13 protein-coding genes are annotated in these 15,401 nt (G+C 58.2%); 9 read left to right on the top strand and 4 right to left on the bottom strand.

All coding sequences use genetic code 11. The annotated features are described in order from the left end of the window. Nucleotides 1–2: 2 nt before the first annotated feature. The 4 genes from G3M63_RS10640 to G3M63_RS10625 all read right to left on the bottom strand — a co-directional run bounded on the left by G3M63_RS10640 (nt 3) and on the right by G3M63_RS10625 (nt 4,323). Nucleotides 3–809, bottom strand: a complete 807-nt coding sequence (locus G3M63_RS10640) for an FkbM family methyltransferase (protein WP_150300511.1) — start codon at nt 807–809, stop codon at nt 3–5. Nucleotides 810–993: 184 nt separating this feature from the next. Further along, the gene (locus tag G3M63_RS10635; RefSeq protein ID WP_150300512.1) at nt 994–1,347 is read right to left on the bottom strand and encodes a nuclear transport factor 2 family protein; all 354 of its coding nucleotides are present in this window, start codon (nt 1,345–1,347) and stop codon (nt 994–996) included. Nucleotides 1,348–1,413: 66 nt separating this feature from the next. After that, entirely contained in the window at nt 1,414–2,691 is a 1,278-nt protein-coding gene (locus G3M63_RS10630; protein WP_150300513.1) for a cytochrome P450, read from the bottom strand. Nucleotides 2,692–2,733: 42 nt separating this feature from the next. Beyond that, complete coding sequence (locus G3M63_RS10625; protein ID WP_150300514.1) at nt 2,734–4,323, bottom strand: NAD(P)/FAD-dependent oxidoreductase; 1,590 nt, start codon at nt 4,321–4,323, stop codon at nt 2,734–2,736. 525 nt (nt 4,324–4,848) lie between these two features. On the opposite strand from G3M63_RS10625, the gene G3M63_RS10620 reads away from it, so the two are divergent. The 9 genes from G3M63_RS10620 (at nt 4,849) to G3M63_RS10580 (ending at nt 15,394) form a co-directional block, all read left to right on the top strand. Then, entirely contained in the window at nt 4,849–6,207 is a 1,359-nt protein-coding gene (locus G3M63_RS10620; protein WP_150300515.1) for a DUF1329 domain-containing protein, read from the top strand. Between the two features lie 72 nt (nt 6,208–6,279). Continuing rightward, entirely contained in the window at nt 6,280–7,188 is a 909-nt protein-coding gene (locus G3M63_RS10615; protein ID WP_163983028.1) for an alpha/beta hydrolase, read from the top strand. A gap of 229 nt (nt 7,189–7,417) precedes the next feature. Beyond that, on the top strand, nt 7,418–9,079 hold the full coding sequence (locus G3M63_RS10610; protein WP_163983026.1) for a DUF1302 domain-containing protein: 1,662 nt from the start codon (nt 7,418–7,420) through the stop codon (nt 9,077–9,079). A 41-nt stretch (nt 9,080–9,120) separates the two neighbouring features. Next, nucleotides 9,121–10,470 carry a DUF1329 domain-containing protein gene (locus tag G3M63_RS10605; RefSeq protein WP_150300518.1) on the top strand — a complete coding sequence of 450 codons (1,350 nt, stop codon included), beginning with the start codon at nt 9,121–9,123 and terminating at the stop codon, nt 10,468–10,470. 31 nt (nt 10,471–10,501) lie between these two features. Beyond that, entirely contained in the window at nt 10,502–11,299 is a 798-nt protein-coding gene (locus tag G3M63_RS10600; protein ID WP_150300519.1) for an SDR family NAD(P)-dependent oxidoreductase, read from the top strand. Between the two features lie 38 nt (nt 11,300–11,337). Next, the gene (locus G3M63_RS10595) at nt 11,338–11,784 is read left to right on the top strand and encodes a nuclear transport factor 2 family protein (protein ID WP_150300520.1); all 447 of its coding nucleotides are present in this window, start codon (nt 11,338–11,340) and stop codon (nt 11,782–11,784) included. 63 nt (nt 11,785–11,847) lie between these two features. Then, nucleotides 11,848–13,218, top strand: coding sequence for a phosphotransferase family protein (locus G3M63_RS10590; RefSeq protein ID WP_150300521.1), 1,371 nt, complete (start codon nt 11,848–11,850; stop codon nt 13,216–13,218). Between the two features lie 30 nt (nt 13,219–13,248). Beyond that, nucleotides 13,249–14,094, top strand: a complete 846-nt coding sequence (locus G3M63_RS10585; protein WP_150300522.1) for an SDR family oxidoreductase — start codon at nt 13,249–13,251, stop codon at nt 14,092–14,094. 46 nt (nt 14,095–14,140) lie between these two features. Beyond that, nucleotides 14,141–15,394, top strand: coding sequence for an MFS transporter (locus G3M63_RS10580; RefSeq protein WP_150300523.1), 1,254 nt, complete (start codon nt 14,141–14,143; stop codon nt 15,392–15,394). Nucleotides 15,395–15,401: the final 7 nt, after the last annotated feature.

Genomic DNA, 15,401 nt, shown 5'->3' with positions numbered 1-15,401 from the left:
GCTCAGGCCGCTCGCTCGAACACCCAGGTCTGGGACCTGACATGGCAGAGGCGGAAACCCTGACGCATTATCGTGTTGACTACGCTGACAGTGGCCTCATCGCCTATATCCGGTGAATGCAACTCGACCATGATCAGTCGCAAATCATCGGGCAGCTTGTCGGGCAACAGCCCTACTTCCGCGCCCTCGATATCCAGCACCAGGACGCTGGGACAGATGCTGGCCAGCAGATCGGAGATCCTGGCGACCGCCGTCTGAACCGGCTCCCCCGACCCATGATCCAGCACCGAACTCCACCAGTATTCATCCTGCACGCGAAGCGTCAGCGTATCGCCTGAGTAGTCGTCGGCCACCACGGCCGCCGCAATCAGCCGACATTCCTGTCCGTTAAGCTGAACGTTCTGTCGGATAATCCCATGCATAAGCCCATTGGGCTCGACGATGGTGACCGGATTACCCGAACAGCGCGCCGCCAACGAGCCGGTCATACCGGCACCGCCGCCACACTCCAGCACCTTATCCCCCGGTCTGACCATTTTCTCGATCAGCTCGAGGTCCGCTTCTTCGTAATCACCGAGGGCAAAATAGTAAGCCATGCGTGGGCTGAAACCCCTGAACACCAGCATTTTCAACGGATGCAACGGATGGTCCAGCACTACCGGCTCCAGCAGGCTATCGAGCCATTCACGGATGTGTTCGATCTGCTCCAGATCGTCCGGCTGATCATGCGGCCAGACGTTCAAGCCTCGCTGGGAGACGATTTGCCGACGCTCTTCGATGCGCCAGCTCTCAACGAGTTGTTTGCTCATAGGGGATATCCTGGATGGGATTTGCTCGGCCTGGATGGGATTTGCTCGACGCTAGCGCCAATCATAGCAGAGCTGGGCTGTGCATCTGTGCGTCGCGCGCCAACATGCACCAGACGCCGAAAAACCGCAGCGTTACCTGCGGTTATTTTGAGGCCTAGACTGAAGGGTCAGACTGGCCTACCCATCATTGCTTGATGAAGTAGCGCACCAGCGTCTTGCCCTGCTCGAACTTGTACAGCTCGATGGTCTCGATAACACCGCTACCGTCGCGCATCACGTTCTTGTGGTGGCAGGCTGCTTCGTTGGCGGCAATGATCGACAGCTCGACCTCCACGCTGAACTTGCTGTTCTGCTGGTCCCACATGCCTTCCAGCACCGCGAAACCTTCCATCACGGGTCGGCCCAGATATTCGATATCCAGCCCATTGGGGGAAACGTTTCGGTAGTGTTCAAAAAAACCGTCCCGGTCACCGGCGTTCCAGCATTCCAGCTGGCCGTGCAAAAATTTCTCGATCTCTTTACTATCGATATTGCTCATTTATCTTCACCTTGTAGGGCTGGACTATCGTAATCCGGACCATCGTAATCTGGCTTGTGCTGCGCTTCAGTCCCAGATCGCATGAACGGTCTTCGCGCCACGCAGCTGCGCCCCGGCAATCTTAGGCGCGGGCATCTCCGGATCCAGCCGGATGTTGGGGAACAGATCGAGAATGCCGTTGATCGCGCTGTTCAACTCTACCTTGGCCACGAACTGTCCAATGCACATATGCGGACCAAACCCAAATCCCAGCGCAGGGCGCGCCTTGCGATCCAGCTCGAAGGCATCCGGATTGTCGAAGGCTTCTTCATCCCGGTTGGCGGAAATCACCATGCACTGGACCATCGAGCCCTTGGGCACCATAACGCCGCCAATCTCGACGTCCTTGGAGGCCTGGCGGACCTTGAAGGTCGAGACCGGCTCGTAACGCACGGATTCGTCGATCAGCTTGCCGATCAGGCTGCGATCAGTGCGCACTCGTTCCAGCAGTTCGGGGCGCTCCAGCAACAGCGTCATCACCGAGCTGAACGTCCGGGTGGTGGTTTCTCCCGCAGCGGGCAGCAGCGAACGGACGAAGGTGGTCACTTCATGATCGTCCAGTGCCCGCCCCTCATATTCCGCATTGATCAGGCGGCTGATCAGATCATTACCTTGAGTACCCTCGGCACGCTTGCGGACGACAATCTCTTTGATCGCATCGTAAAGGTTCTTCACCGCCTGGCCAGCCAGGGGACCGTAAATTTTGGCCTTTTCCGGATCGATCTGGTTTGCCGCCACCAACGCGAGCGCCCAGCTGGCGTACCTCTTGAACTTCTCCGGATCGTCGGCCGGAAAGCCCATCAGCGCATACATGGCGCGAATCGGAAAGTAGAGGCCGAAGTCCATAAGATTGGCTTTCTTGTCTGCCACCATGGGCAACAGAAATTCTTCCCGGATGACGCGGTCAATCTCGGGCCGCCACTCATTTACGGTTTGTGGCATGAACACCGGCTGGAGTAGCGCTCGCGTGCGACGGTGCTGCTCACCATCCATCGCCAGGACTATCAAGCCGTCAAAAAACGCACCCAGCCCTTCGGCGATAAAACCGCTGGTGAAGGTGTCGGCGTCACGCAGTACCGCCATCACGTCCTTGTACCTGAACAGCGTCACCGCACATTTGGCCGCCTTGGCGCCGGCATTGGTCGGTACCTTGAGGTAGGTGTCGACGAAGTCGCCCTGCATCACCGGTTCGTTGCGGCGCTTTTCCCGGCATAGGCCATGGATATCGACGTCCGAACCAAGATAGGTATCCGAGACCGCGTGGTAGGCGGCTTCGATATCAAGTTCCTGAGCTGCGAGTGACATAGCATGTTCTCCTGGTAAGAATGTAATTCTTGTTATTTATCGTTAGGGATTCTTCGCCAGATAACTGGCCACGCGTTTGGCTGCCAGGCGACCAGACATGCCATTCACGCCGCCGCCGGGGTGAATGCCGGCACTGCCCAGATACAAGCCCGCGACCGGCAGGGTATCGCCGCCCAGTCCGTGAGCCGGGCGCATGGTGCTGGAGCGCATGGAGGTGGTGTCGATATGCACGACACATCCATTCACCGTGTTCAGCCGTGCGGTAAAATCGGGCGCGGCTTCGATCCGCCGGCCGATGACATGTCCGTTGATACCTTCCACATAGGCCGAAAGCTGATCGATTACCTGATCCGCCACCGCTTCCCTGATGTTGTCCCAACCGTCCTTCGGGTTGACCGGCATGACCGGCGGATAGATATAGAGCACATCCTGGCCGGCCGGAGCCTGGGAAGGATCCGCCGCGCTGGGAACGGCCATGGTGATATACGGGAGAGTGGGTACTTCACCGCGGGCGCAGGCGGTAAAGTTTTCCAGCACGGCTTCCTCGGTGCCGATCAGCAGACAGGTCGTGCGCAGGTCGATGCCGTCATCCCGGGCTTGTTCGAAGCGCGGCACGGAAATCTGACCGTCCAGTGCCACGTCTACCTTGAGCGGTCCGGAGCCCTTGGCATTGGCCGGCGCCATGGCGATACGGGTAAGCAGATGCCTGGGCATTTCGCCCGCCGTGACCATCTCCAGCGCCACCTTGGGATGGCAGCCGGCGATCACCGAGCGGGCGGTAAACTCGCGCCCATCAGCCAATTTGACCCCCTTCGCCCTGCCCTGGCTGGAGACGATTTCCGTCACGGTTGCAGAGATGATGACCTGCCCGCCAAGCTCCTCGAGCCTGGAGCGCATGGCATTGCTTAGTTGCTGCATGCCGCCGAGCACGCGGCCGACACCAAAGCGGTGAAGAAAGCCCAGCAAGGCATAGTAGATGCCGCCGCCATCAGCGGTAATATCACCGGCCAGGCCGGTCAAGGCGCACATCGCGGAAATGGTCACTGGATGTTCAAAGCGTTCACGCGCAGCCTGGTGCGCGGAGCCTGTCATCAGGGCCATCAATTCAGGTTTGAGCTTGCGATTTTTCAGGGCGCTGCCCACGACTTTCAGCTTCGCACTCAGGTTCAGTTTGGCCGGATCAACACGCATCATGGGGAGCGCAATTTCGAGGAACATGTCAATAACGTTCATGAACTCCAGAAATGCTTCAGCGTCCTTTTCACTGTAGCGCCTGATTTCCGCAGCGGTCTTCAGGCGGTCTCGCCAGAACACCAGCGAGCTCCCGTCCGGGTGCAGATACACATACCCTGGTGCCAGCTCGATCGCCTTGAATCCGTGGCGCTCAAGGTCCAGTTCCTGGGGTATGTGGGAGTGAACACGCATCGACATCATGTCGAGAGCGCACGGGTGCACCAGATGCTCAGGTGCTTCAGGGATCAGATATCCCGACGATGCCATGCCGCCCACTTTGTCGAGCGCCTCCAGCACCAGGATCTTTTTCCCTTCCAGGCCGAGGTAGCAGCCCGCTGACAAGCCGTTGGTGCCGCCACCGACGATAATCACGTCAAAATCAGTCTTGTTGTTATTCATGGTTGTATCCCTTTTTCAAGCTGATGAGCACCCTATAACAACGTCCGATCAGGTGCTGCGCAACCGTTTTACTCTGAGTAAAACGATTCGCACTACACAGGGTTCTCACCATAAGTGCCTCTAACAATAGCACCTACAATTCTTATTGCAGAATTTTAATCTGCATATGGAATTATAAAAAAATCTCTGATAGGGTCTACCCAGGCATTGCTAACAGTCCGAACGAGCTCTCCGATGTTCGTCGAGGCTGCGCAACAGGCAATCAGCCGCTAGAAAATAAAAATAAAAGGACAGAACAATGAGAACAGATCTGGATCATTCCGGACGGTCATCATGGTCAGTGCATTTATCAGCGCTTTTTCAGGCGCTGGTAGATCTATGCAGCCCGCGCTTTTCCTTCACTATCTCAAATCAGGCATTACCCATCTGCAATGGTAGCGGAGCTGTAGAGCCTTCCATCGCCGTAAGCGATTGGCGTGGGTCCAGCAGTACTCCCTCTAACAACATCAATAACGGAGAACTTTCATGAAACTGAAGATCGCTATCGGTCTGTTACTGAGCGGAATATCTGCTGCCTCCTTCGCGGCCGTCAGCCCTGAAGAGGCAGAAAAGCTCGGACAAAGCCTGACACCTGTCGGGGCAATCCAGGCAGGCAACGCCGACGGAACCATTCCCCCTTATGAAGGCGGACTGCGCACCGCACCGGAAGGCTTCGAGCCAGACAGCGGTTTCTGGGTGGATCCGTTCAAGGACGAAGAGCCCCTGTATCGCATTACCTCGGCCAACATGGCTGAGTATGCCGATCTGCTGAGTGCCGGGCAGAAGGAAGTGCTGCAACGCAATCCCGAGTATTACATGGACATCTATCCGTCCCACCGGACAGCGGCCTATCCGAAGGAAGTGATGGACGCGACCATCCGTAACGCCACTACCTGCGATACCTACAAGGAAGGTCTGGCACTTGAAACCGACTGCCGCGGGGGGATTCCCTTCCCAATCGCGAAAACCGGCAACGAAATGATGTGGAATCTGTTGGTGCGCTACAACGATGGCAAGTACGGCACCACCACGTCGTCATCCGATACCTGGGTGGTAGACCGCAACGGCACCGTTACCCGTACAGCCAACCAGTCGACCTTCGTCGAACGTCCTTATTACCAGATCGACGTCCCCGGTCGCGATCCGGAATTGTTCTACCGCGTTTATTCCCTGACCAAAGCGCCTGCGCGCAAGGCCGGCGAACTGACAGGTCTGATGGACTTCCTTGACCCTACCGAGCAGCCACGTCGTGCGTGGAGCTACACGCCAGGCCAGCGCCGCGTGAAATTGGCCCCGGAATTCAACTACGACACGCCGGTCGGCAGCATGGGCGGTCTGGAACTGTTCGACGAGCTCTTCATGTTCTCTGGTGTGCAGGACCGGTTTGATTTCAAACTGGTTGGCAGAAAGGAGATGTTGATTCCTTACAACGCCTACAAGTTCTACTTCGATTGTGACGATCAATTCCGGACCTCACATGCCAATCCAGAGTGCGAGCGCTGGGAGAAGCATCGCGTCTGGGAAGTGGAAGCAACGCTGAAGCCGGGCATGCGCCACGTATACAGCAAGCGTACCTACTACCTGGATGAAGATACCTTCGGTGCGGGCCTGTACGACGCATGGGACCAGAATGGTGAGCTGTACCGCTCGATGATGATGGGTGGGGTGCAGTTCTACGATCACGACATTCCCTACATCGTCAAACACACCATTTTCGACTTCAACAAGGGCATGTACGGCATCATCAACGACGGCATGACCGGTGGTTATCGCGTATTGAGCGAGGCCAGAAGCGAGCGTGAGCTGAACCCTGAAGCGATCGTATCGCGTGAATCACAGCGCTAATTGAACGACCCGAGAGCCCTTCAGTTGCATTCGCAGCTGAAGGGCTTTTTCTTTGCAACAAGGAATCGACCCATGCGGCAAATCAAACTGACGTGGAATGTCAGCCATCTCACGCCCTATTCCATACCCGTTACGCTGTCGGGTTCATTGTTCGCCCCAGACGAAGCAGTAGCGACCGAGCGCCCGGTCGAGCTGCTGGTGTGCCTACATGGCGGCAGCTGTTGCGGTGAATACTACCATCCGAGCTATCTGGACCCCTCCTACAGCTTTGCCAGATTCATGACCGACCGTGGCTATCTGGTGCTGGCTCTGGATACCCTTGGAATGGGTAACAGCAGCAAGCCCGAACCCGAAAAACAACTGACGCTGGAGGTGATTGCCGCTGCCAGCGACTTCGCGGCACGGCAAGCCGCTGTCGCACTACAGGACGGCGAATGGCTGCAACTGCCGCCGCACAGCAAGCTGCGTGTGTCCGGCCTGGGCCACTCAATGGGCGGCATGCTGTCGGTTTATCAACAGGGCCGTTTTAAAAGCTTTGAGCGGCTGATCGTTGCGGGATGGAGCAACCTGCCCCTTGAGCTTGGCGACACTGACGCAGCCAGCGTTCAGGCGAGCCTATCCGATGGCGGCTACATTCCGACTGATCGGCAGACAATGCGCGGATTCTTTCACCTGCCTGATGTGCCGGAGGACCTGATAGCGCGTGACGATCAGCACGCCGGCCTCACGCCAGTAACACTCGCTCTGGCGGCGCTTACCCCAGGTGCGGTGGAGAACCAGGCAGGTGCCATCGACTGCCCGGTGCTGCTGCTATACGGCGAGGTCGATGTCAGCCCTGACCCACAACGTGAAGCCTCATTCTACCCCCAAGCCAGTGACCGAACGGTCACCCTCATCGGACACGCGGCCCATATGCATAACATGGCCTCCTCACGATTGCAGGTATGGCAGGCGATGGATACCTGGCTGCAGGCGCACTGAGCCGCCAGCTATTAAGGCCGGCCGGTTTGGTCCGGTTTGGCTTTGTCCGGCCGGCCAACCAGGCGAATGGATTCTCCGCAGCAAACACTGCCGACGCCTGTTACAGCGCAAAGCAGTTTATCGATAGGTCCAGGCAGTTCAGCGATAGGCATTGGCGTTGTCGCCTCCATCCCTGTCGCGTTTACTGACAACGGTCAGATTATAAAAACAAGATCAACGGAGAAGCTTAATGTTCAAGCCAGAGTTGTCATCACTCAGCAAGGCTGTAGGACTTTCAGTCGCGCTTGTCTGTGCCAATAACATTCAGGCAGCAGAATTCGATACCGGTAATCCCGACTTGATCGGTCGCTGGGACAACACCATTCGCTACAACCTGGGCGTCCGCGCCGAGGGCCGCGATAACGCGCTCGGCAACAACGCCACCTACGACGAATCGAACTACAAGTTTGATCGCGGCGATGTGGTAACCAATCGTCTGGATGTGATGAGCGAGTTCGAGCTGGCCTATAAACGAGACCACGGCCTGCGCATCAGCGGTGCGGCCTGGTACGATCAGGCCTACGCCGATACTGACGTCGAGACCAATCCGGGCAATGTCTATTACCCCGGCGCGCCTGCCGGTCCGAGTACTACCAGCTATTTCGATGATCAGTATTCGTCCCACACCAAGCGCTACCACCGAGGCTTGAACGGCGAGCTCCTCGATGCCTTTCTATTCACCAGGTTTTATGTAGGCGATGCGCCTGTCAGTCTTCGCGCCGGACGCCACACGCTCTACTGGGGCAATGGACTGTTGATTCCCGGTCATGCCGTGTCCTACGCGCAGGCTCCCCTTGATGGCCGCAAAGCCCAGGCAAATCCCGGTACCGAAACCCGCGAGGTATTCCTGCCTCTGGCACAGATTTCCGGCCAGGCGCAGGTGACCGACCGGCTCTCCCTCGCAGCACAGTATTTCCTTGAATGGGATTCGACGCGCGCACCTGAAGGCGGAACCTATCTGGCCTCCGCCGATGTTGCTCTGCAAGGCCCGGATCGCTTGCCCGTCGCCCCCGGCTTTGCCTTTCCCATTGAGGACTCGCTCGAACCTGACAACCGTGGCAACTGGGGCGTCATGGCGCGTTACAGCCTCGATTTCATGCAGTCGGATATCAGCGCGTTCTACCGGGAGTTTGACGACTACACCCCCTGGGGTATGCAAACCGGACCCAGCTCTGCTCGTTATATATATCCCGAAGACATCAAGCTCTATGGCTTGAGCTGGTCAGCGGGCCCGGTACTCGGCGGTGCTTCGGTGGGCGCTGACCTGTCGTATCGCGAAAACGCTTCGCTGATTTCCAGTCGGTTCGATCTGGCAGACAACCAGGGCGCGCGGGGCGACACCTGGCATATGGTCGCTAATGCGCTCTGGCTATTACCTTCCACACCGCTTTGGGACACCGGCTCTCTGATTACCGAAGTCGCCTACAGCCACCTGGATAAAGTAACCGAGAACGCCGATCAGTTCCGCGGCGAAGGCTATGGCGGCTGTGTCGACCAGGATAAGGACTGGGGTTGCGCTACCCGCAACTACGCCGGGCTGGCGATCAACTTCACGCCTCAGTGGTTAGGTGTTCTGCCTGGCTGGAATATCTCCGCACCAATGAGCCTCAACTACGGTCTTTCCGGCAATGCTGCCACCGGCGGTGGCAACGAAGGCGATTACAACTTCAAAGTGGGCATCAAGGGTGTGCTGGATGAGCGCTACGACATCAGCCTGTCTTACATCGGCTATGGCTCCGACACCATCACCCGCAACGTTCCTGGCGTCGGGAACACCGTGGTAGGGGGTAACGGCAGCATCGGCCTCTCCGATCGTGACTGGGTATCGTTAACCCTGAGCACTGCGTTCTAGGTAACAGCCTTCAGACATAACAATAAAATTGGGAGTACTCCATGAAGATGAATCAGATTGCAATCAGCCTGCTCGCGGTCATAGCTACCTCGGCGCTGGGTAACGAGACATGGACCGCCGATGACCTGGGCCAGGACCTTACCCGCTTTGGTGCGATAGCCGCAGGTAATGAAGCAGGCACCATCCCCGCTTACGCCGGCGGCCTGAAAGTGCCCGCCGGCCTGGAGCCAGCCGACGGATCCTGGCCAAATCCCTTCGCCGACGAAGAGCCGCTGTTTCGCATTACCGCCGACAACGCCGATGAATTTGCCGACGAGCTGTCCTCCGGGCAAATGAAGTTGCTCAAGCAGTACCCGGATACCTACTACATGGATATTTATCCGACCCACCGCACGGCGGCTTTCCCCGAGGCCTTTCTAGCGGCAACCGTAGACAATGCAGGCAATCCGGAATGCAAATCGCTTCACGGTGGGTTATCCGTCAGCGAAGCCTGCCGTGGCGGGCTGCCCTTTCCGATTCCGGAGATCGGCGAACAGGTAATGTGGAACTACCTGCTCAACTATCAGGGTATCAACGGCTGGGATTGGAACCACAGCGCCTATGTGGTCAACCAGGGCCATGTCACCTTGACCAACACCAACCGTTCCACCGGTGAAAAACCGTTCTATCAATTGGACGTGGACGGACGCGACCCGAAGATCGCTAGCCGGATCTGGTCACGCATCGTCGCCCCGGCCCGTACCGCTGGCACCGCCTCCGGGTATTGGGATCACCTTGATCCAGTGGAGAATGATCGCTATGCCTGGAGCTATTCGACCGGACAGCGACGCATCCGCAAGGCCCCGGAATTTTCCTATGACACGCCCAACGCGGCGTTCGGCAGCGTGTCCTTCTACGACGAAATCTTTCTCTTCTCCGGCAAGATGGACCGTTTCAACTGGACGCTGGAAGGCAAAAAGGAAATGTTTCTGCCCTACAGCAACTACGAGTTGAAATGGGGTTGCGACATGGACACCAAGCTGATGGACAACCATATCAACCCGGCCTGCGAGCGTTGGGAACTGCACCGCGCCTGGGTAGTTTCAGCTGAGCGCAAGGAAGGTGTGCGGCACGCACAGAAATCCCGCCGTTACTACATTGACGAAGACACCTTCGGCGCGGCCTTGTACGACGCCTGGGATGACAGCGGCGAAATGTTCCGCTCGGGCGCGCAATACAATATTCAGGCCTATGGCATCCCCAATAATCCGCAGCAGGATTCCTATTCGTTGTATGACTTCACTCGCAGCCAGTACGGGATGTTCGGCAATGGCCCGACGCGCTACCGCGATGCGCCCATTATGGAGCGCGAAGCCAATCCACAAACCATTGCCGCTGGCCAACGCCGTTAACGCTTACCTGATCCCCAGATTGGAGCTTTCCATGAACAGACTTGCTGGAAAAGTAGCCGTGATCACTGGCGCAGGGAGCGGCATCGGCCGCGCCAGCGCCATCGCATTTGCCGCTCAGGGCGCCAAGGTTGTAGTGACCGATCTGTATGCGGACGCCGCGGATCGAGTCGCCCACAGCATCACTGCGGCGGGCAACGAAGCGACGGCGCTCAAGGTTGACGTTGGCCAGGAGGCCGATCTCAAACAGATGATAGCCACCGCCATCGAGACCTACGGCCGGATCGACATCCTGTTCAACAACGCAGTCAACAAGAACCCGGAAACAGCGCGGGACGTGGACTTCATCAATTTCAATGAAGAGCTGTTCCACGCCAACATGCGCGTCAACGTGCTGGGGGGCGTTCTTGCCTGCAAACACGCCCTGCCCCACATGCTGGAGCAAGCCTCCGGCTCGATCATCTTCACCTCGTCCACCAGCTCGATTGCCGGGGAAGTCGCCCAGTTCAGCTATGGCGCGTCCAAAGCGGCACTCAACTGGTATGTGCAAACCATCGCCGCCACCTTCGGCAAGCAGGGCGTTCGCTGCAACGCGATTCTCCCTGGCGTGATCCGTACCGCTGCCCTTGAAGGCTGGGCCAATGAAGAGATGACCCGCGCCTTCCTCGACCTGCAGAACGTGCCGCAGCTGGGCGAGCCGGAAGATATTGCCAATATGGCGCTCTTCCTCGCCTCGGATGAGGCGCGTTATGTGAACGGCGCCCTGATGCGCGTCGACGGCGGCATGAGTTGCGGCACGCCCATGGTCCCGGTAGTCCGTGCCTACCTTTGAGCGCAGACCTTCAACCTACTCCAGAAGAGATTTTTGCAATGGGCTTACGACAAGAAGAAATCATCAGGGAATTCTGCGCGGCATGGGGTGACGGCACAGCTACGTCGCGCCCGCAGCTGGACACCATTTTGAACATGATGAGCGAGGACGCAGTCTGGCAGCTTTGGGTTCCCGGCGGGCCAGTGATTCGCGGCCGCGCTGCGCTACGTGACGAGATCCAGCGGCAGATGAGTTACGTCACCCACAACCACTGCGTCATCCGCAACATGGTGTCCTCGGACAGCATCGTGATGACCGAACGGGATGACTACGCCGTCTCCAGCGGCAAGCCCATGCCGCATTCCATGGTCGCGGTTTACGAACTCGATGCCGAGGGCAAAATCACGGCGTGGCGCGAGTACCTCGACACCGCCGATCTGGCAAAGAAAAAGGGCGTGTCCCTGGATCAGGTTGGCGGGCCGGAACTGGCTGCCCCAGGGGCCTGAGCGCTCTATTCATTTACAGACCTGGCCGGCGCCAGGTCCAAAAGCTTATTCGTGGAGTAACCAATGAACATGGTCTTAGACAATGCCAGTACCGACCAGTTGATGGAACAAAAGATACGTGGCTTCGTGGAAACGCTGCTGGGCGGGACCGTGGTCAGCACAGACCGGCTACCGCGCTGGCGCCCGGCCTGGAACATGGACCTGCAACGTGGCGACGAAATACTCAAACTGCACATCCGCGGCGACCGGGGCGGTGACGTCAGCCCGTTTCCGGATGATCTGCGCCGCGAAGCGGATATTCTCGCGCTGATCGGTCAGCAGGGCGTTCCGGCACCGCATATCTATGGATTCTGCGAAGACCCGCTGGCCATCGTCATGCAAGCCGTGCCCGGCACTAGAGATGTTTCCACCGCCAGGGACGACGCCGAACGCCTGAGCCTGGCCAAGCAATACATAGACGCCATGGTCGCCATGCACCAATTGCCATTGGATGGCTTTGTAGCCAAGGGCATCGATCTGCCCGAGGGTGCCGAAGCCATTTCGCTGGCCGGGCTTAACGCCTATTACCCGCTTTACGCGCGCAATAAAACCCGTCCGCAGCCGCTACTGGAATTTGCCCTCAACTGGCTACGCCGCAATGTGCCCCAGCACCGCACCAAGCCCAGCCTGGTGCAGTACGACTCGGGTCAGTATCTGTTCGAGAACGGCAAGCTGACCACTCTCTATGATTTCGAGTTCGCGATGATCGGCGACCCGCTGGCCGACCTGGCATCAGCGCGGATGCGGGACAATTACGAACCGCTTGGAGGGCCTTTCAAACAGCTCTACGAATATTACCAGCAGGTCAGCGGCGAACCGCCTGAGCCCGACGTTGTGCGGTTTCATACCACACTGTTCTCCACCGTCAGCACCATGCAGTTCTCCTCGACCGTCGCTACGCCAAAGCCGGGAGATCCCCACGATACCTATATTGAATTCGATATTGCCCTGCGCCGCGTAGTAGTCCACGCCCTGGCTGAATCAATGGGCGTGGCAATCGAGACGCCAGTGACTCCCATCAAACCACAGGGACCCAACGCCGAACTGCTGAGCATGCTGAGCGATGCGGTCGAACAGGTCGAAGTGGCTGATCCCTTTCAGAAGACCAAGCTGAACGCCGTGCGCAAGATCGTGGAATATCTGGGCAAGGCCGACGCCATGATGCTGGAGCTACAAGCCCAGGACATACGTGAAACCGAAGCACTGCTCGACCAGCGCTTTGCAGATCATCAGGAAATGGAGGCTGCGCTGGAGAGCTTCGTTACCACCGCTGGCGCTGAGCATGATCTGCCCCTGCTGACACTTTTTGCTTCGCAAATTGAACGGCGCGTCCAGGTGTTCGGCGGCACTGCTATTGGCGCCTCCGCCAGCCATATCGACCTTCCCCCCCTATGAACCTGGACACTGATCGTACCCGGAGCGGATATGTCTGAAGAAACCATCAACCAGCTGGACGATGCGCCCGCGTTTCACCGTCGTTATGGTGACTGGGCGCTTATCGCGGGGGCATCGCATGGCATCGGTGCAGCCTTCGCGCGCGAGGTCGCGGCGCAGGGTCTGAATTGCATTCTGGTCGCCCGAAACGAGACAGCGCTTGAGTCCCTGAAAGCCGAGCTTGAAGCGCAGCACGGCATTCAGGCGTTATGCGTGACGCAGGACCTGTCGGCAGCGGATGCCACCTCAAGGCTGCTAGGAGCCATCGGCGCCCGTCAGGTCGGCCTGGTGATATACAACGCCGGCGGTGATCCCTTTATCAGCCAGTTTCTCAACACCGATGCCGAGCATTGGATGAAGCTGCTCAGAATGAACACGCAGACGGTCATGGATATCAGCCACGCGTTTGGACGCCGGATGATAGAGCAAGGCCGTGGCGGGTTGCTGCTGGTAGGTTCACATGCGGCACTGGGCGGCGTGCGCAAGCTGGGGATGTATTCAGCAACGAAGGCCTTTTCGCTGAATCTGGGCGAATCGCTTTGGGCCGAGTGGAAGGATCGAGGCGTCGATGTGCTCAATCTGCTGATCAGCACCGTGGATACCCCAACGATGCGCGAGACCATGCAACGATTGAATATTCCCAACGCAATGACCATGCCGTTACCGCAGGCGGATGACATTGCCCGCCTGGCTCTGCAGGAACTGCGAAACGGGCCGACGCTGATTCATCCGGAAGATCTTGCGGTTGCGGCAGGCGCAGACTCGCCCGGCAGCCTGAGACGTGACCACGTAGTAAAGAAAAGCGCCGAGGCGGCTCAGTTTATCGGTAACGACTGACGCTATACCGCAAGATTTGAAACCATCTTTAACGGGCAGAGAGACCATGAAACAGTTCGATAACAGAGAATTCAAAATCGGCTGGAAGATCCTCATTCTCGCCATCGTCGGCGTGGCGACCAGCTCCAGCTCGCTGCTGTTATACAGCTTCAGCGCAATGATGATACCGCTGGAGCAGGCAATGGGCTGGGGCCGCAGCGAGTTGCAGGCCGCCATCACCGCCCTGTCGCTCGGCACCATAGTCGCGGCTCAACTAGCGGGCTGGCTGAACCTGAAATTCGGGTTGCGCATTGTCACCATCCTCTCGCTGCTCGCTCTTTCAATCAGCATGGTTCTGCTGACCCAGATGCAGACCACGATATGGAGCCTTTATCTGGGTTATTTTCTGGTACCCCTGGCGGGTCTGGGGACGTTGCAGATCACCTGGTCCCACCTGGTCAACCTCTGGTTTGTGGAAAATCGTGGGCTGGCCCTGGCCATCATTCTCAGCGGCTCCGGACTCGCCGCAGCCGGGTTGCCGCTACTGGTCACCTGGGCTGTATCAACCTGGAACTGGCAAGCCGGATTTATCGCGCTGTCGCTGCTGCCGGTTCTGATAGCCCTGCCGCTGACCTTGCGCTGGTTGATGCCTGTCAGGTCAGAAAACAGTGCGGCTTCGGTGGGACAACCCCAGCCCCAGGACCCATCCAGCGGCATGCTGCTGAGTGAGGCGCTAAAATCCTGGCGCTTCTGGGTGTGCAACCTGTCCATGACCCTGGTGGTAGCCTGCGTTGTCGGACTGGTCACCAATATCATCCCGCTGCTGCAGGACAGAGGGCTGAGCGCCGTTGAGGCCGGACAGATTTTCAGTGCCTTCGGTATTTCGCTGATCTTCGGAAGACTGGTAGTAGGCTATCTGATCGATCGTTTGTGGGCCCCGGGAGTAGCGTCCATCGCCCTGCTTATGCCCGCTGTTGCCTGCCTGATTTTCGCCCTGAGCAGCGGCAACACCGGGCTCTATGTTCTGGCAACCTTGCTGGTAGGCATAGGTGCAGGAGCGGAGTTCGACATCGCCGCCTTTCTTATCGCCCGATATTTCGGCATGCGTGATTATGGCCGGCTCTTTGGTGTTCACCTGGGTTTGATCACAGCGGGTGCTGCCGCAGCGCCGTTACTGTTTGGCGCGCTCTACAGTCTTACTGGCGACTACTCCGGCCTCCTGGCCTTCAGCGCCGTCTGCTTTGTTGTCGGACCCCTGATGCTACTGACGCTGGGCGGTTACCCGGTATTTCGCCGCGACGACGCCGTGCCCGCTTACTGAGAGCAAC

Origin of the sequence: Pseudomonas sp. OIL-1, from assembly GCF_010669185.1 — a bacterium.
Classification (GTDB): domain Bacteria; phylum Pseudomonadota; class Gammaproteobacteria; order Pseudomonadales; family Pseudomonadaceae; genus Halopseudomonas; species Halopseudomonas profundi.
Note: the sequence above shows the minus strand (reverse complement) of the source record. Positions and strands in the feature narration are given on the sequence as shown.